The sequence below is a fragment of the Paraplanobispora takensis genome (assembly GCF_016863195.1).
Classification (GTDB): Bacteria; Actinomycetota; Actinomycetes; order Streptosporangiales; family Streptosporangiaceae; genus Planobispora; species Planobispora takensis.
In genome coordinates this window covers 26,394-44,028 of the sequence record NZ_BOOK01000001.1, presented here as the reverse complement: position 1 = coordinate 44,028, position 17,635 = coordinate 26,394, and the positions used below count along the sequence as shown (strand labels likewise).

Genomic DNA, 17,635 nt, shown 5'->3' with positions numbered 1-17,635 from the left:
CGTGGTCGGGCCGCCGCTGATCGGGCCGGCCGGGGGCCGTACCCTGCCTGGGCGCCGGAACCCGCCCCGGCCGGGGCGGATGAGCCGGGCCCGCCGGGCCGCCCTGCGGGGGGACGGGGCCGCCGTGACGCGGATCGGACCCCTGGACCGGCCGCCCCTGGGGCGGCGGGACGCTCCCGCCCACATCGCCGGTTTGGCCCGGCGCGGGGGAGGGGACGGTACGGGGAGCGGCTCCTGGGTTCGAGCGACGGCGCCGCCCCTGGCGAGCCGATCCGTCCGGACGCTGCTGACGTCCGCTCGGCTCCGGGTCATAGCTGTTGCTGTAACTCACGCGTCCTCGTTCGGTCATCGGGGTCTACAACGGCGTGCAGGCGGGTGAGATTACCTTCCGATCCCGGGAGATCTCAGCGCCTTGGCTCACTAGTAGCCGACCTCTTCTGGGGGATCTCCGTTCCCACGGACGAGCGAGACCGTCAGGTTGCTCTGGGAGCAACCTTGGCAGACCTCTCCCATGCAGACGTGGAATTCCCCGTATTCGCCAAGGGTCTTGAGCGCGTGTGAACCACAGCTCACTACCGCTCCATGTGACCACATACGCGCCAGACTACGGCTTTTTAGCGTTTGCTCCCAACCTCTTGGGAAAGTCGCTGATTGCCGAGATATGTTGAGTCGACGTATCCTCCAGATGTATCGGCTCGATACATCGACACGAGAGGTGGTGGTTCCAGTGGCCGGTGGACGTGGTGGCGTACTGGAGCTGGCCGTGCTCGGGTCGCTGCACGAGACTCCGTTACACGGCTATGAGCTGCGCAAACGACTCAATGCTCTCCTCGGAATGTTCCGGGCCTTCTCCTACGGCTCGCTCTATCCCTGTCTGCGCCAGCTGCTGACCGACGGCTTGATCACCGAGGAGGAGCCCGCTCCCGAGAGCGCCGCTCCCCTCACCGGCCGCCGGTCGAAGATCGTCTACAGGCTGACCGCCGAAGGGAAGGAACGGCTGCAGGAGCTCCTCACCCAGGCGGGTCCCTCCGCCTGGGAGGACGAGAGCTTCGGCATCCACTTCGCCTTCTTCCGGCACACGGAGGCCGAGGTCCGCCTGCGCATCCTGGAAGGCCGCCGCAGCCGCCTGGAAGAACGCCTCGACGCCGTCCGCACCGCCCTCGCCCGTACCAGGGAACGCCTGGACAGCTACACGCTCGAACTCCAGCGCCACGGCCTGGAGTCGGTCGAGCGGGAGGTGCGCTGGCTCAACGAGCTGATCGCCACGGAGCGGCGAGGGTCCGGAGAGAGCGGAGCAGGCGACGAGGGACGAGTCGTCCGCGAAGCGACGGAGGACCCGAGCGCGACCGGAAGCACGGAGCGGCGAGGGTCCGGAGAGAGCGGCGGGCAGCAGGCCGCGCGAGAAGAAACACCCCGGACGTCCGCGTCCGGTACCGATGCTCCGGAGCGATCGACTGCTCCGGAGGACAACTGACCGATCAGAACAAGGGGAGCGAGTGCCATGGGTTCGGTGCGCGTAGCCATTGTCGGTGTGGGCAACTGTGCCTCGTCGCTCGTGCAGGGCGTGCATTACTACAGGGACGCCGACCCCGGCACCCGGGTGCCGGGCCTGATGCACGTCGAGTTCGGCGACTACCACGTCCGCGACGTCGAGTTCGTCGCGGCGTTCGACGTGGACGCCAAGAAGGTCGGGCGTGACCTGTCCGAGGCGATCGTGGCCTCGGAGAACAACACCATCAAGATCTGCGACGTGCCGCCGCTGGGCGTCACCGTGCAGCGCGGCCACACCTTCGACGGTCTCGGCGAGTACTACCGCGAGATGGTCGAGGAGTCCGACGAGGCGCCGGTCGACGTCGTCCAGGTCCTCAAGGACAACAAGGTCGACGTGCTGGTCTCCTACCTGCCGGTGGGCTCGGAGGAGGCCGACCGCTTCTACGCCCAGTGCGCCATCGACGCGAAGGTCGCCTTCGTCAACGCGCTGCCGGTGTTCATCGCCTCCGACCCGGTGTGGGCGGAGAAGTTCACCGAGGCCGGCGTGCCGATCGTCGGTGACGACATCAAGTCCCAGGTCGGCGCGACCATCACCCACCGCGTGATGGCCAAGCTGTTCGAGGACCGCGGGGTGGAGCTGCTGCGCACCTACCAGCTCAACTTCGGCGGGAACATGGACTTCATGAACATGCTGGAGCGCAAGCGCCTGCAGTCCAAGAAGATCTCCAAGACCCAGTCGGTCACCTCGCAGATCCCGCACGAGATGGGCAAGGCCGATGTGCACATCGGCCCGTCGGACCACGTGCCGTGGCTGGACGACCGCAAGTGGGCCTACGTCCGCCTGGAGGGCCGCTCCTTCGGCGACACCCCGCTGAACCTGGAGTACAAGCTGGAGGTGTGGGACTCCCCCAACTCCGCCGGCATCATCATCGACGCCGTCCGCGCGGCCAAGATCGCCCTCGACCGCGGCGTCGCCGGCCCGATCCTGTCGGCCTCCTCCTACTTCATGAAGTCCCCGCCGGAGCAGTACTCCGACGAGGAGGCCCGCGAGTACGTGGAGAAGTTCATCCGCGGCGAGGTCGAGCGCTGAGGCTCACCCTTCCCGCACCGAGCCCTCCGTCCCCTTCCGGGGCGGGGGGCTCATCGGTTTCCGCGGGTCCCTCCCGCGGAATCGGGACCGCCCGTCAGCGGGCGGCGGCGGGGAGGTCCCCGGGGTCGGCGGCCGGCCAGACGAGCGGGTCGGGGCCCAGGTTGTCGAGGTAGGGCACCTGCTCGCGGCACCACGGGGAGATCGGCATGTCGTTGCAGAGCACGTCGTCGGCGAACTCCTTCCACGGCATCCAGCGCACGTCGTCGACCTCTTCGGGGTTGGGCGCGGCATCGCCCGAGACGACGGCCCGGTAGACCGGGCAGAGCTCCCGCTCGACGATGCCGTTGTCCATGACCGCCCGGTAGGAGAAGCGGGGCAGCAGGAGGTCGATCCGGGAGACCTGCAGGCCCAGCTCGTAGGACAGGCGGCGGGTCACCGCCTCCGGGAGGGGCTCGCCGGGCAGGGGGTGGCCGCAGCAGGTGTTGGTCCACACGCCGGGCCAGGTGAGCTTGTGCAGGGCCCGCCTGGTGAGCAGCACCCTTCCGTGCTCGTCGAACACGTAGCTGGAGAAGGCCAGGTGCAACGGGGTGTCGAGGCCGTGCACCTCGGCCTTGGGCGCCGTACCGATCGCGTTTCCCGTCGGGTCGACAAGCACAACGCGTTCATCAGATGTCACTCGATCGAGGGTACGTGATCATGCAGGGTCATTACACCTGATCAGCGATACATGGCGAAAGGTGTGGATATGTCGCATGACGTCGACATCCCTGCGCGTCCTGCGAAACTCAGGGATGTTCCCGATGCCCGGCGGGGGCGGCCACCGTAGGCTGATCGGGTGTCATTCGTATCCGATCTGCGCGTGGTCCTGCGGGGGCGGGATTTCCGGCGGCTGTACAGCACCCGCCTGGTCTCGCAGTTCTCCGACGGGATCTTCCAGTTCGCGGTGGCCGGGCTGGCCTTCTTCAGTCCGGAGCGCAGCACCAGCGCCGCCCAGATCGCCTCGGGCCTGGCGGTGCTGCTCCTGCCGTACTCCATCCTCGGGCCGTTCGCGGGCGTGTTCATCGACCGCTGGTCCCGGCGGCAGATCCTGGTCGTCGCGCCGCTGATACGAGGTGTGCTCCTGCTGGCGGCCGCGGCCCTGCTCGCCTTCGACGCGCCCGAATGGCTCTTCTACGTCACCGCGCTGTGCGTGCTCGGTGTGAACCGCTTCTTCCTCGCCGCGCTCGGCGCCTCCCTCCCGCACGTCGTCCCGTCCGACCGGCTGATGGTGGCCAACGCGGTCACCCCCACCTCGGGCACCGTGCTGACCTTCGTGGGCGTGGGCGTCGGCTTCCTGCTCAGGAAGATCTTCGGCGCCGACGACCACGGCATCGCCGTGCTGATGGTCGTCTCCGGCCTCATCTTCGGCGTCAGCGCGCTGATCGCCAGGACGATGCGCCGCGAGCTCCTCGGCCCGGCCTACGACCCGAACCTCCCCCAGGCCCGCGAGGCCGTACGCCACGTGCTGAGCGGCCTGGCCGACGGCGCGCGGCACATCGTCCACCACCGGGCCGCCGCCGCGGCGATGGGCGCGATGGCCACCCACCGGTTCATGTACGGCATGTGCACGGCGATGCTGGTGATGCTCTCGCGCTACTACTTCGCCGAGAACGCCGAGGAGGCGCTGAACGCGGTGACCGTGGTGGTCGCCACCTCGGGGGTGGGCTACTTCCTGGCCGTGCTCGTCACGCCGTGGGCCACCGAGCGGCTCGGCATCGAGCGGTGGGTCCCGGTCATGCTCGTCACCGCGGGGCTCCTGACGTTCGCGCTGTGCGCGCCGTTCCAGCAGTGGGGCTTCGCCGTCGGCGGCTTCGTGCTCGGCATCGCCGGGCAGAGCATCAAGATCTGCGCGGACACCGCGGTCCAGCGCGACGTGGAGGACGCCTACCTGGGACGCGCGTTCTCGATCTACGACATGCTCTTCAACGGCAGCTACGTGCTGGCCGCCGCCCTGGCGGCGCTGCTGCTGCCGCCCAACGGCCGGTCGCTGCTCGTGCTCGGCCTCATCACCGCCGGCTACATCGCCGGCGCGGTGCTCTATCGCGTCGTCACACCGCGCCGAGTGCCCGCACCGCAGCCGTCATAGCGGCGGTGATCCGCTCCAGGTCGTCGCCGATCCCGTAGGGCGGCATGGTGTAGATCAGGTGGCCGAACGGCCGGAGCCAGACGCCATGCCGCATCACGATGTCCTGAATTTTCGAGACATCGACGGGGGCAGCGGTCTCGATCACCCCGATCGCGCCCAGCACGCGCACGTCCTTCACCCCGGGGAGCCCGGCGACCCCGGCCAGGCCCTCGCTCAGCCCCTTGCCGATCGAGGCGACCTCCTCGCGCCAGGGCCGCTCGGCCAGCAGGTCGAGCGAGGCCCCGGCGACCGCCGTGGCCAGCGGGTTGCCCATGAACGTCGGCCCGTGCATCAGCACCCCGATGCCCTCGGCCACCCGCCCGGTGCACAACGTCGCGGCCAGGGAGAGATAGCCGCCGGTCAGCGCCTTGCCCAGGCACATGATGTCGGGCCGGATCCCGGCGTGGTCGCAGCCGAACAGCTCTCCGGTACGGCCGAAGCCGGTGGCGATCTCGTCGGCGATCAGCAGGACGCCGTGCTCGTCGGCCAGCTCCCGGAGCCCGCGCAGATAGGCCGGGTGGTAGAAGTGCATGCCGCCCGCGCCCTGGACGACCGGCTCCACGATGATCGCCGCCAGCTCGTGGGCGTGCCGGGCGACCGTCTCCGCCAGCTCCGCGAGATAGTCCCCGTCGTACTCCGCGGGCGGCCGAGGGGCGAAGACGTGCTGCGGGAGCGCCCCGGAGAACAGGTGGTGCATGCCGTTGACCGGGTCGCACACGGCCATCGCCCCGAAGGTGTCGCCGTGGTAGCCGCCCCTGACCGTCAGCAGGCGGCTCCTGCCGGTGAACTGGAACGCCATCTTGATCGCGACCTCGACGGCCACCGACCCGGAGTCGGCCAGGAACACCTTCGGCAGGCCGGTCATGTCCGCGAGCCGGTGCGCCAGCCGTACGGCGGGCTCGTGGGTCAGGCCGCCGAACATGACGTGCGCCATGTCCCCGAGCTGGTCCCTGACCGCCTGGTTGAGGCGCGGGTGGTTGTAGCCGTGGATCGCCGCCCACCACGACGACATCCCGTCGACCAGCTCCCGCCCGTCGGCGAGCGTCAGCCGTACCCCCTCGGCCCGCACCACCCGGTGCACCGGCACCGCGGGGGGAACCGCGGCGTAGGGATGCCAGACATGGTCCCGATCAAGACTCAGCACATCCACGCCGCCACCCTACGCGCAGGGCCCCGGCGGGGAAGGGGCTCAGGAGAGGATGCCGTTCTCCTCCGCCCAGGCGCGCAGGGCCTCGGCGGCGGCCTCCTTGCCGATGATCCCCTCGTCCATGCGCATGTCGAGCAGGAACTTGTAGGCGCGCCCGATCACCGGGCCCGGGGGGACGCCGAGGATCTCCTGGATCTCGTTGCCGTCGAGCTCCGGGCGGATCTTGCCGAGCTCCTCCTCCTCGGCCAGCCGGGCGATGCGCTCTTCCAGCTGGTCGTAGGTGCGCGAGAGGGCCTGGGCCTTGCGCCGGTTGCGGGTGGTGCAGTCGGCGCGGGTCAGCTTGTGCAGGCGGTCGAGCAGGTGCCCGGCGTCCCGCACGTAACGGCGCACGGCCGAGTCGGTCCACTCGCCGCCGCCGTAGCCGTGGAAGCGCAGGTGCAGCTCGACCAGGCGGGAGACGTCGGCCACCACGTCCTTGGGGAAGCGCAGCTCCGTCATCCGCTTCTTGGTGATCTTGGCGCCGACGACCTCGTGGTGGTGGAAGGAGACCCGGCCCCCGGGCTCGTGGCGGCGGGTCTTGGGCTTGCCCACGTCGTGCATGAGCGCGGCCCAGCGCAGGATGCGGTCGGGCCCCTTCTCCTCCAGGTCGATGGCCTGCTCCAGCACGATCAGCGTGTGCTCGTAGACGTCCTTGTGCCGGTGGTGCTCGTCGATCTCCAGACGGAGACCGGGCAGCTCCGGCAGGACGTGCGCGGCGAGCCCCGACTGGACCAGGTGCCCGAGGCCCTCGCGGGGGTGGGCGCCGCAGATCAGCTTGTCCAGCTCCTCGCGGATCCGCTCGGCCGAGACGATCTCGATCCGGTCGGCCATCGCGGTCATCGCGGCGAAGGTCGCGGGGTCCACGGTGAAGCCGAGCTGGCTGGCGAAGCGGGCGGCGCGCAGCATCCGCAGCGGGTCGTCGTCGAAGGACCGCTCCGGCGGGCCGGGGGTGCGCAGCACCTTGGCGTGCAGGTCGTCCAGGCCGCCGTGCGGGTCGACGAACTCACGGCCCGGCAGCCGCAGCGCCATCGCGTTGACCGCGAAGTCGCGGCGGGCGAGGTCGCCCTCCAGCGTGTCGCCGTAGATCACCTCGGGCTTGCGCGAGCGGGGGTCGTAGGACTCGCTGCGATAGGTGGTGATCTCCAGCAGCCAGTTGCCCTTGCGCGCGCCGACCGTGCCGAAGTCGATGCCGATCGTCCAGATGGAGTCGGCCCAGTCGCGGATGAGCTCCAGGACCGTCTCCGGACGCGCGTCCGTGGTCAGGTCGAGGTCGTTGCCGATCCTGCCGAGAAGGACATCTCGCACGGAACCGCCCACGAGGGCGATCTCGTATCCCCGGTCGGCGAAGAGCTCACCGAGCTCGTCGACCACCGGGGCGATCTTCCGGAACAGCTCGCTCATGCCGTGCCGCTGGCTCTCAGTCAGATTTGAAAGGGACAAACCGGGTAGGTCCTTCGGTTAGGGATACGTTCCCTGCTGGGGATACGCCGTGCAGCGATCACCAGGCTACGGTCGGTCAAGGGCCGGACGGAGCCGCGCGACGAGGCAAGGAGGACATATATGAAGGACGCCCTCGCGATCCACCGCTGGCTCCTCGCGCACCAGATCCATCATGAGATCGTACGCCTTCCACGCGCACTGACGTGTGCCGACGAGCTGCCAGAGGTGCTCTCCGCGGACCCCGCGACCTGCGTGGGCGTCTCCGTCTTCGAAGTGACCACGCGGATCGGCCGCGAACCGGTGGCCGTCGTCTCCTCGGTCGACAACCCGCCCCGGCCGGGCGGGATCGGCGCCACCCTGGGCGCCCGCCGGGTCCGCCCGGCTTCGGCCTTCACCGTCAACTCCGCCACCGACTACGCCGCGGGGCTGGTCTGCCCGCTGCTGCTGCCCGACGGGCTGACCGTGCTGGTGGACGAACGGCTCGGCCAGACCACCGGGCTCGTCCACACCCCGACGGGCGAACGTCACACCGCGCTGCTCATCCGCGCCTCCGACCTGCTGCAACTCGTCTCGGGAAAGGTCGCCGACCTCTCCCCGCCCCGGCCCAGGAATGAGGCGGTGACCGTCCAGCTCGCCGGATAGGCCATAGCATTACGGGCGTGCGCCGTTTCCGACCCCTGGCCGCCCGGTGATCCGTAAGGCCGCGGCACTCGCCGTCCTCACCGCCACGCTGCTGTTCCCCGCGGCCGTGGCTCTTCCGGGTTCGGCGAGCGCCCAGACGAACGCGGCCGGCACAGTGACGGGCACCGCCGAGCGGCAGAGCAGGCAGACCACGCACGTCGTGATCGAGTCGATCGGCCCGGAGGTGGCCCGCGAGCCGGCCGACGAGATCAAGGTCTCCGGGTCCGTGGTCAACTCCGGCACAGAGACGCTGAACGGCCTGCGGACCCGGATGCACTACTCCTCGCAGCCGTTCGCCCAGCGGGCCCAGATGGCCGTCTATCTGACCGGGCAGGGCTTCCAGCCGGGCGCCTGGCAGACGGAGCGCTATCTCCCCCAGCCGGTCCCGGCCGGGGGCGAGGCCGCCTGGGAGTACACCTTCACCCCGGGGGCGCTGGGCATCTCCCGCTTCGGCGTCTACCCGCTGATGATCGAGGTGATCGACTCCCTGGGCCGGCAGGTCGCCGTCCAGCGCACCTTCATCACCTACATGCCGCGCGACCTCAAGGTCCCGCGCACCCGGCTGTCGGTGGTGCTGCCCCTCATCGACCAGCCGCGCCGGGCCGACGACGGCACCTTCCTCGACGAGAGCCTGCCCGCCTCCCTGACCTCCGGAAAGCGCCTGGGCGACCTGCTCAAGCTCGCCCAGGACACCTCCTCCTTCGAGGGCCTCACCTGGATGGTCGACCCCGCCCTGCTCGACGACGCGCGGGCGATGGGCGGGACGCACTGGTCGAGGTCCGAGGGCAGGGGCCGCAGCCGTCCCGGCGACACGGCCACGGCGCAGTGGCTCGACGACCTGCGCTCCGCGCTGGCCGAGGTCCCCGTCGTGGCCGTCCCCTACGCCGACCCCGACGTGGCCGCCCTGGCCCACAACGGCCTGGACGACGTCACCGGGACGGGCGTGACCACCGCCGGGAAGGTCGCCGAGGAGATCCTGGGCCGCGACGTCCCGACCGACGTGGGCTGGCCGGTCGACGGGATGATCGACTACGACGGCCTGGACCTCCTCGCGTCCGCCGGGGTGAGAACCGTGCTGCTGGACGCGGTGAACCTGCCCGCCCAGGTCTCCCCGGCCGCCGTCACCACTCCCACCGGCACGACCACGGCCGCCGCCCCGGTGACGACCCCCGACGCCGTGGCGACGGTGCACAGCGTGAACGGCCCGGTCAAGGCGCTGGTCGCCGACGCCGTGCTGAGCGAGACCCTCGGCGCGGTGACCTCCGCCCCCGGCGCCGCCCAGCTCAACCGGCAGCGGTTCGTCGCCGAGACGGCGATGATCAGCGCCGAGCCGGTCACCGAGCCCAGGACCGTGGTCGTCGTCCCGCCCCGGCGCTGGTCCCCCGATCCGGCCTACGTCTCGGGACTGCTGGAGACGGCCTCGCGCCTGCCGTGGCTGAGCCCCACCCCCCTGGACAAGGTACGGCCCGCGAAGGTCGCCACGGCCCGGGGCGACCTCGCCTACGCCGAACAGGACCGGCGCGAGGAGCTCGGCAAGCAGTACTTGGGCAGTGTCAGGCGGGTCGGCGCCCGCGCGGACCTGACCGCGGCCGTCACCGTCGCCGAGGACTTCGACGCGTTCGACATGGCGCTGCTGCGGCTGTCCTCCTCGGCCTGGCGGGACAGGACCGAGGTCGCCAAGCCGTACGTCGAGAGGGTCCAGGAGACGATCGACGCCCACATCGCGAAGGTCTGGATCACCGGCAGCGAGCTGTCCCAGATCCGCACGCTGGCCGGCACGGACGGCGAGGTGCCGATCAGCGTCCGCAACGAGCTGAAGAGCGACAGAGGGGTCAGGGTCAGGGTGAAGGTCACCTCCCAGGCTCCCAAGCTGCTGAAGATCGAGCCCTACAAGGACGAGATGATCATCTTCAGCGACCAGATCGAGACCATCCGGATCCCGATGACCTCCAAGGGCAGCGGCCAGGCCACGGTGACGGTCCAGCTCACCACCGACGACGGCCGCAAGTACGGCCAGAAGGTCAAGCTGACCGTGCGCACCACCGGCTACACCGGGATCGCCCTGGTGATCGTGGGCGCCGCCCTCGTGGTGATGCTGGCCGCCGTGGTCATGCGCGTCCTGCGCCGGCGGGGGGCGCGCCGCGTCGCGGCGGCCGTGCCGGCCCGGCAGAGCGCCGTCCCGGCCGGGAACGAGTCCTGACCCCGGAGTCTGAAGCAGTGAACCCAGCAATCGGACGGCGAACGGAAGGACGCGAATGAGCAGGCTCCTGCGGGCCAGCGCCATCATGGCCGCGGGGACGATGGCCTCCCGCGTCACCGGCTTCGTCCGCACCGCGGTGCTCGTGGCCGCCCTCAGCAGCGCCCACATGGGCGACGCCTACACCATCGCCAACGCGATCCCGTTCATCCTGTTCGACTTCCTGCTGGGCGGGGTCCTCAGCAGCGTCGTGGTCCCGATGATCGTCCGGCGGCAGAAGGAGGACCCCGACGGCGGCCGGGCCTACGAGCAGCGGCTGATGACGCTGGGCACGATCGCGCTGGTGCTGCTCACCGTGGTGGCGGTGCTGCTCGCCCGGCCGCTGATCGGCCTCTACACCGACGACGGCTGGAGCGACAGGAAGATCGAGGTCGCGGTCATCCTGGCCCGGTTCGTCCTGCCGCAGATCGCCTTCGTCGGCATCGGCGCGCTCGCCGGGGCGATCCTGAACACCCGCGACCGCTTCGCCGCCCCGATGTGGGCGCCGGTGCTGAACAACATCGTGATGATCGGCGTCCTGGTCCTGTACTACCTGACGGCCGGCGAGGCGGGCGCGGACGTCGACCGGGTGAGCGAAGCCGACCTCACCCTGCTCGGCCTGGGCACCACCGCGGGCATCGCGGCCCAGTGCCTGGTGCTGATGATCTCCCTGCACCGCGTGGGGTTCCGCTTCCGGCCGCGCTTCGGCCTGCGGGAGGCCAGGCTCGGCGAGATGGGCCGGGCCGCGTCCTGGACCTTCCTCTACATCGCCATCACCCAGTTCGGCTTCCTGGTCACCACCAACCTGGCCTCCGGGGCGGGCGACGAGGCCCCGGGCGGGGGACCCACGGCCTACGCCAACGCCTTCCAGCTCTTCCAGCTCCCCTACGGGGTCATCGCGGTCTCGGTGATCACCGCGATGCTGCCCAGGATGAGCCGGTCGGTCGCCGAGGGCGAACTCGCCTCGGTCCGCGAGGAGTTCGCCTCGGGCGTGCGCCTGGTCTCGGTGCTGCTGGTGCCCGCGGGGCTGCTGCTGATGGTGCTCGGCCCCGCCGTCACCGTGCTGATCTACTCCTGGGGCAACAACGACCTGGACAACGCCGTCTACATCGGCAACGTCCTGCAGGTCTTCGGGGTGGCGCTGGTGCCCTTCTCGATCTTCCAGCTGCTGCTGCGGGTCTTCTACGCCTTCGGCGACACCCGCACCCCCGCCTTCGTCGGGATGGGCAACACGCTGGTGAACGTCGCGCTCAGCCTCGCCGTCGCCCGTTTCCTGCCGGCGCAGTACGTCGTCATGGGGCTGGCCTTCTCCTTCACCGTCTCCTACATCGCCGGCACCGCGGTGGCCTGGACGCTGGCCTCGCGCCGCGCGGGCGGGCTGAACGGGCGGACGGTGGCGGGCGGGCTGTCGCGGATGTACACGGCGGCGATCCCGGGCGCGCTGATCGCCCTGGGTGTGCTCTGGCTCACACAGGAGCTGACCGTCCTGAGCCCGCTCAGCGCGGCCATCATGCTCGCCGCCGGAGGCGGGGCGGGCATGCTCGTCTACCTGGTGGTGGCCCACCGGACGCGCATCCCCGAGGTGAGTTCGCTCGTTGGAATGGTGGCGGGGCGGGTACGTCGGTAACCCAGAGGTTTCGCTCGTTCGTCAGAGAAGGAGAACGCGGGTGGAACCACCGCGGCACTACCATGGTGCGACGCGTGTGGTGACATGCGGCTAATGGAAGCAGGAGGGCGTGGGCGGATCCACCCGGCATCGTGTGAGGCGTCCCGGCGTGCCCGCAGGGCGCGACGCTGACGCGTTCCCAGTCTCGGAGGACTCATGAGCACCTCCGCAATAGAGCCCGGCGCGAAGCTGGCCGCGAGGTTCCGACTCGAGGACCGCGTCCACGAGTCGGGCGGGGCCACGCTCTGGAAGGCCATGGACGAGGTGCTCGCGCGCCCCGTGGCCGTCCACACCTTCGCCCCGGACTTCCCCCGGCTGAACGAGGTCGTGACGGCCGCCCGCGCGGCCAGCAGGCTGACCGACCCCCGGCTGACCCAGGTCTTCGACGCCACCGAGGACGACGGGCACTCCTACGTCGTCAGCGAGTGGGTGAGCGGAGACACCCTGACCGACCTGGTCGGCACCGGATCCCTGGAGCCCGAGCGGGCCGCCGCCCTGGTCGCCGAGGCCGCCGAGGCACTGGCCCACGCCCACGACGCCGGCATCCCGCATCTGTGCCTGACCCCCGACCACCTGGTGTGGACGGCGGGCGGCACGGTCAAGCTGCTCGGCCTCGGGGTCGACGCCGTCCTGGCCGGGGTGGCCGACGACAACATGCGGGTCGCCGACGCCTCCCGCGCCGACGCCGAGGGCCTGGGCCGCCTGCTGTACGCCGGGCTGACCGGCCACTGGCCGGGCGAGGACACCTGCGGGCTGCCCGTCGCGCCCACCGACGACGGGCGCTTCTGCACGCCGCGCCAGGTCACCGCCGGTGTCCCCGGCTATCTCGACACGATCACCTGCCGGGCGATCCTGTCCGAGAGCAGGCGCGGCCTGACCCCGCTGACGACCCCCGCGGAGGTCGCCGAGGCCCTGGAGTCGGTGCCCCGGCCCACCCCCATGCCCGTGCCGCCGCCGGCGGCGCCCCAGGTGACCGCCTCCCGCTCCGAAGGGCTGGACGTCGCGCCGCCCACGGCGCAGCGCCCGGTCACGCCGATCACCCACCCCCATCACCACCACCAGGCCCCGGCCGGAGGAGGCGGGGTGCTCGGCAAGGTGGCCATGGTGGTGGTCGTCCTGCTGGTGATGACCGCGGTCGGGCTGGGTGCCTGGACACTCGGCCGCAACCTCGGCAACAACGGGACGCCGCCCGCGGACGCCACCTCCAAGCCCAGCTCGTCCTCGGCCCCGTCGGCCACCCGCGAGGTGAAGTCGCTGGCGGCCTCGGGCTTCGACCCGCTGGGCGACAACGACGAGCAGAACAAGCGCGCGGCCGACGCGGTGGACGGCAAGCCCTCCACCGACTGGCACTCCGAGACCTACGACTCGGCCGACTTCGGCCGGCTGAAGACCGGTGTCGGCCTGATGATCGACATGAAGGAGAGCGTCCAGGTCAAGGAGGTCCAGATCGACTTCGGCGGCACCTCGGGCGGCACGGTGGAGCTGCGGATCGGCTCCTCCAAGAGCGTGGACGGCACCGACGTGGTCGACAAGACCTCCGACGTGGGCGGCAAGAAGACCTTCACCCTCGACTCTCCGAAGAAGGGCCGCTATCTGCTGATCTGGTTCACCGAGGTCCCCACCTACCAGGGCAGATACCGAGGTCAGGTGAACGAGGTGAAGGTGCTCGCGGTCAAGTGACGACCGTGTGACAGATGGTGTCATACCAGTGTGATTTGCTCTGGTTTACCCGGCTTCTTGCCGATCATCGGAGATTTCGTGGCACCATCTATCCCGTAGTGGTGTTCTCCCGGATCGGCATAGCAGGACTCTCCTTGTGAATTCCCCACCCGAGACCCCGCCGGCGGCGGACCAGCAGGCAGGACGGACGGCCGTGTCCGACGCCGACCTGCTGAACCGCCACATCGCCGGGGATCCACAGGCTTTCAGTGAAATAGTCAAGCGGCATCGCGACCGCATGTGGGCGGTCGCCCTGCGCACGCTGGGCGACCCCGACGAGGCGGCGGACGCCGTACAGGACGCCTTCGTCTCCGCCTACCGCAAGGCCGAGAGCTTCCGCGGCGAGGCGGCGGTCACCACGTGGCTGCACCGCATCGTGGTGAACGCCTGCCTGGACCGCATGCGCAGGAAGTCGGTGCGCCCCGTCGCAGACGACGAGCTGATCGAGGCCGCCGAGCGCGAGACGCCGGTGCCCGACCAGACGACCGAGCGCGAGGTCTCCATGGAGGTCTCCTCGGCGCTCAAGCTGCTGCCCGCCGACCAGCGGGCGGCGTTGGTGCTGGTGGACATGATGGGCTACTCCGTCGAGGACGCCGCCCAGGTCCTGCAGGTGCCCAGCGGCACGGTGAAGAGCCGCTGTGCGCGCGGTCGAGCCAAACTTGTCCCAATTCTTTCGCATCTGCGGAACCGATCTGACCTATCTCGCGTCTCATCGGCGAAGGGAGCAGAACTTCGTGACGGGTGATACGCACTACGACCTGGAGATCCTGGCCGAACTGGCCGAGGGTCTCCTCGACGCCGCCACGGCCCTGCAGGTTCGCGAGCATCTCGCGATCTGCGATCCCTGTGGCGAGAGCCTTGCCGATCTCGCAGCGGTCCGCGAGATGCTCTCGGGGACTCCCACCCCGGCGATGCCGATGGGAGTCGCGCTCCGGATCGACCGTGCGCTGGCCGCAGAGGCCGAGAGCTTGCGTGGAGGTGGAGTGGGGCTGGTGGAGGCACCGGCCTGGGACGACATAATGCGCGACGCGCCGTGGGAGACGGAGACCCCGTCCCTCCCCGAGCCGGAGCCGGTGCGACTGGGGGTCGTCGGCGACGACGGCACCGTCGTCCCGGTCACCCCGGCCAGGCGGCGCAGGGCCGCCACGCGGCGCCGGTGGGCGATGCCCGCCGCCGCGGCGGGAGTGGCGGCGGCGGTGATCGGCGCCACGGTGGTGACGACCGGCATCCTGTCCGCTTCGGGAGGACCGGACACCAACCCCATGATCGGGGTCCAGGCCGACGCGGCCCCGCCGAAGTACCAGCTGACCGACAGCAACTGGAACTACACCGACCAGGAGCTCAGCGGTTCGCTGCTGGGCTACATCGGCCCGGTGAACGCCGGTGGCACGACGGAGAGCTCGAAGATCGACCAGTGCGTGCGCCAGGTCGCCGCCAAGGTCGGCACGGCTCCCTTCGCGGTCGACCAGGGCTTCTACAACGGGCAGGAGGCCAACGTCATGGTCTTCTGGCACAACGTGTCCAAGAACCAGGTGCTCGTCCACGTGGTGGGCCCGGAGTGCGACCAGGTGCGCGAACCCGCTCTCGCCCGCTGGAAGTGACAGCCTGGAAAGCCCGGTACGGACCCCGTCCGTGCCGGGCTTTTCCCGCGTCCGGCGGCCGGGATCGTGAGGCTTTGCGCCCGGGAGGCCGCCTTTCGCGTCCGGCGGGAATCACCGGAGCCTAGGATCTGTTGACGCGACTGCAACGACAGAGGGAAAGGCGCAACGCGTGATGGACGTCCGGAATGTGATCATCATCGGATCGGGTCCCGCCGGTTACACATCGGCTGTGTACTCCGCGCGCGCCGACCTCAAGCCGCTGGTCTTCGAGGGTTCGGTCACCGCCGGTGGCGCGCTGATGAACACCACCGAGGTGGAGAACTTCCCCGGGTTCCCCGACGGCATCATGGGCCCCGATCTCATGGACGGCATGCGCAAGCAGGCCGAGCGCTTCGGTGCCGAGCTCGTCGCCGACGACGTGATCGAGGTCGACCTGACCGTCACCCCCAAGGTGGTCAAGACCGCCACCGGCACCTTCCACGCCAAGACGGTCATCCTGGCCACCGGCTCGGGCTACCGCCAGCTCGGCGTGCCCAACGAGCAGCGGCTGTCCGGTCGCGGCGTCTCCTGGTGCGCCACCTGTGACGGGTTCTTCTTCCGCGGCCAGGACATCGTGGTCGTCGGCGGCGGCGACACCGCCATGGAGGAGGCGACCTTCCTGACCCGCTTCGCCTCCTCGGTGACCGTCGTGCACCGCCGCAGCGAGCTGCGCGCCAGCAGGATCATGCAGGACCGCGCGTTCGCCAACGAGAAGATCCGCTTCGTCTGGGACAGCGAGGTCGTCGACGTCCTCGGCGACCAGAAGGTCTCGGGCGTACGGCTGCGCAACGTCAAGACGGGCGAGGAGAGCGAGCTGGCGGCCACCGGCCTGTTCATCGCGATCGGCCACGACCCGCGCACCGAGCTCCTCAAGGGCCAGGTGGAGCTCGACGACGAGGGCTACATCAAGGTCGAGGCCCCCTCCACCCGTACCAACCTGGACGGCGTCTTCGCCGCCGGCGACGTGGTGGACCACACCTACCGCCAGGCGATCACCGCCGCGGGCACCGGCTGCTCGGCCTCCCTGGACGCCGAGCGCTGGCTCGCCGATCACGACAGCTGACCATCCACACCATCGGGAAACAGAAAGCAGGAATCGTGGGCGCCATCAAGAACGTGACCGAGGCCAGCTTCGAGGACGACGTCCTCAAGAGTGACAAGCCCGTGCTCGTCGACTTCTGGGCCGAGTGGTGCGGTCCGTGCCGCCAGGTCGCTCCGATCCTCCAGGAGATCGCGAACGAGCAGGGTGAGAAGCTGGAGATCGTCAAGCTCAACGTCGACGAAAATCAGGCAATTGCCCAGAAGTACGGCGTACTCCAGATCCCGACTATGAACGTCTATAAGAACGGAGAGGTTGTGAAGCAGATCATCGGCGCCAAGCCGAAGGCCATGCTGCTTCGCGAGCTCGAGGGCATCATCTAGGGAGCCCCCGCGGCGGGGCTCCTTCGAGAGCCCCCTGCGGCCGAGCGCTCCCCACGGCGGCTCGGCCGTACCACCGCTCTTCCGAGCGGCACACCCACCCAGTGAAAGCCCCCTCGCCCCACGCAGGGGGCTTTCGCGTATCCGCAGACGTCCGGGAAGCCCTCGGAACACCCCGGAAACCCGCAAGGCATCCCAGAGGCCCTCAAGTGCGCCCCGGAGCCTCTCAGATTCCTCAGACGGGGCGCAACGCCCGCTCCGGGGTCATGGAACCCAGCAGGCGTTCCAGGGCCACCTCGACATCCTCACGCCACGAGACGGCGTTCTTGAGCTCCAGGCGGAGGCGGGGGAAGCGCAGATGCGGCCGGACGGTCTTGAACCCGACCGACAGGAGATAGTCGGCGGGCATCACGCACATCCCGGCCTTCTCCCACTTCAGGTCGCCGAACGCCTCGATCGCCCGCACCCCGCGCCGGGTGAGGTCCTTGGCCACGCCCTGGACCAGCATCCGGCCGAGCCCGCCGCCGGAGAACTCCGGGATGATGTGCGCCGTCATCAGCAGCACGGCGTCGGCGCTGACGGGCGAGGTGGGGAAGGCCACCGAACGCGGCACGTACAGCGGGGGCGCGTAGAGCACGAATCCGGCGGGAACGCCGTCCACATAGGCGATCTTCCCGCAGCTGCCCCACTCCAGCAGGGTCGCCGAGATCCAGGCCTCCTTCTCCAGCTCCGGATCACCGGCCTCCGCCGCCCGTTCCCCGCTCACGGGGTCGAGCTCCCAGAAAACGCACCGGCGGCAGCGGCGCGGCAGGTCATCGAGGTTGTCGAGAGTGACGTTAGCCAGCCGACGCGACACCTGTTGGCCCCAATCCTGGCGAGACTAGTGCGAAATACGCGCGAAAA

At 70.0% G+C, this 17,635-nt stretch carries 14 protein-coding genes and 1 pseudogene; 11 read left to right on the top strand and 4 right to left on the bottom strand.

Annotation, left to right across the window (positions count from 1 at the left end):
• Positions 1-727: 727 nt before the first annotated feature.
• Positions 728-1,288 (top strand): annotated as a pseudogene (locus tag Pta02_RS00205) (PadR family transcriptional regulator); the annotation flags it as partial.
• A 213-nt stretch (positions 1,289-1,501) separates the two neighbouring features.
• Positions 1,502-2,581, top strand: a complete 1,080-nt coding sequence (locus tag Pta02_RS00200; RefSeq protein WP_203872542.1) for an inositol-3-phosphate synthase — start codon at positions 1,502-1,504, stop codon at positions 2,579-2,581.
• 94 nt (positions 2,582-2,675) lie between these two features.
• Here the strand turns inward: Pta02_RS00200 and idi are convergent, their stop codons facing one another.
• On the bottom strand, positions 2,676-3,257 hold the full coding sequence (idi, locus tag Pta02_RS00195) for an isopentenyl-diphosphate Delta-isomerase (RefSeq protein WP_203872541.1): 582 nt from the start codon (positions 3,255-3,257) through the stop codon (positions 2,676-2,678).
• A 159-nt stretch (positions 3,258-3,416) separates the two neighbouring features.
• Between idi and Pta02_RS00190 the strand changes: the two genes are divergently transcribed.
• On the top strand, positions 3,417-4,706 hold the full coding sequence (locus tag Pta02_RS00190) for an MFS transporter (protein ID WP_203872540.1): 1,290 nt from the start codon (positions 3,417-3,419) through the stop codon (positions 4,704-4,706).
• Here Pta02_RS00190 and Pta02_RS00185 read toward each other — a convergent pair.
• The gene (locus Pta02_RS00185; protein WP_203872816.1) at positions 4,669-5,889 is read right to left on the bottom strand and encodes an adenosylmethionine--8-amino-7-oxononanoate transaminase; all 1,221 of its coding nucleotides are present in this window, start codon (positions 5,887-5,889) and stop codon (positions 4,669-4,671) included. The genes Pta02_RS00190 and Pta02_RS00185 overlap by 38 nt on opposite strands.
• 45 nt (positions 5,890-5,934) lie before the next feature.
• On the bottom strand, positions 5,935-7,332 hold the full coding sequence (locus tag Pta02_RS00180) for a CCA tRNA nucleotidyltransferase (RefSeq protein ID WP_203872539.1): 1,398 nt from the start codon (positions 7,330-7,332) through the stop codon (positions 5,935-5,937).
• Positions 7,333-7,491: 159 nt separating this feature from the next.
• Here Pta02_RS00180 and Pta02_RS00175 point away from each other — a divergent pair, with 159 nt between their 5' ends.
• From Pta02_RS00175 to trxA, 8 genes are all read left to right on the top strand, one after another.
• Positions 7,492-8,013: an aminoacyl-tRNA deacylase gene (locus Pta02_RS00175; RefSeq protein ID WP_203872538.1), complete on the top strand. Its 522-nt coding sequence runs from the start codon at positions 7,492-7,494 to the stop codon at positions 8,011-8,013.
• 46 nt (positions 8,014-8,059) lie between these two features.
• Complete coding sequence (locus Pta02_RS00170) at positions 8,060-10,252, top strand: DUF6049 family protein (RefSeq protein WP_203872537.1); 2,193 nt, start codon at positions 8,060-8,062, stop codon at positions 10,250-10,252.
• Positions 10,253-10,307: 55 nt separating this feature from the next.
• Positions 10,308-11,915 carry a murein biosynthesis integral membrane protein MurJ gene (gene murJ / locus Pta02_RS00165; protein WP_203872536.1) on the top strand — a complete coding sequence of 536 codons (1,608 nt, stop codon included), beginning with the start codon at positions 10,308-10,310 and terminating at the stop codon, positions 11,913-11,915.
• A gap of 195 nt (positions 11,916-12,110) precedes the next feature.
• Positions 12,111-13,634, top strand: coding sequence for a protein kinase family protein (locus Pta02_RS00160; protein ID WP_203872535.1), 1,524 nt, complete (start codon positions 12,111-12,113; stop codon positions 13,632-13,634).
• A 136-nt stretch (positions 13,635-13,770) separates the two neighbouring features.
• Positions 13,771-14,418: an RNA polymerase sigma factor SigM gene (gene sigM / locus Pta02_RS00155; RefSeq protein WP_275423539.1), complete on the top strand. Its 648-nt coding sequence runs from the start codon at positions 13,771-13,773 to the stop codon at positions 14,416-14,418.
• A complete protein-coding gene (locus tag Pta02_RS00150) occupies positions 14,408-15,274 on the top strand; it encodes an anti-sigma factor family protein (protein ID WP_203872533.1) in 867 nt (288 codons plus the stop codon). Before sigM ends, Pta02_RS00150 begins: the two co-directional genes overlap by 11 nt.
• A gap of 169 nt (positions 15,275-15,443) precedes the next feature.
• Positions 15,444-16,376 (top strand): thioredoxin-disulfide reductase, encoded by a 933-nt coding sequence (gene trxB, locus Pta02_RS00145; RefSeq protein WP_203872532.1) that lies wholly within the window; start codon positions 15,444-15,446, stop codon positions 16,374-16,376.
• Positions 16,377-16,411: 35 nt separating this feature from the next.
• A complete protein-coding gene (trxA, locus tag Pta02_RS00140) occupies positions 16,412-16,735 on the top strand; it encodes a thioredoxin (protein WP_239129152.1) in 324 nt (107 codons plus the stop codon).
• A 232-nt stretch (positions 16,736-16,967) separates the two neighbouring features.
• Here trxA and Pta02_RS00135 read toward each other — a convergent pair whose 3' ends face one another.
• On the bottom strand, positions 16,968-17,588 hold the full coding sequence (locus Pta02_RS00135) for a GNAT family N-acetyltransferase (protein WP_203872531.1): 621 nt from the start codon (positions 17,586-17,588) through the stop codon (positions 16,968-16,970).
• Between the last annotated feature and the right edge of the window lie 47 nt (positions 17,589-17,635).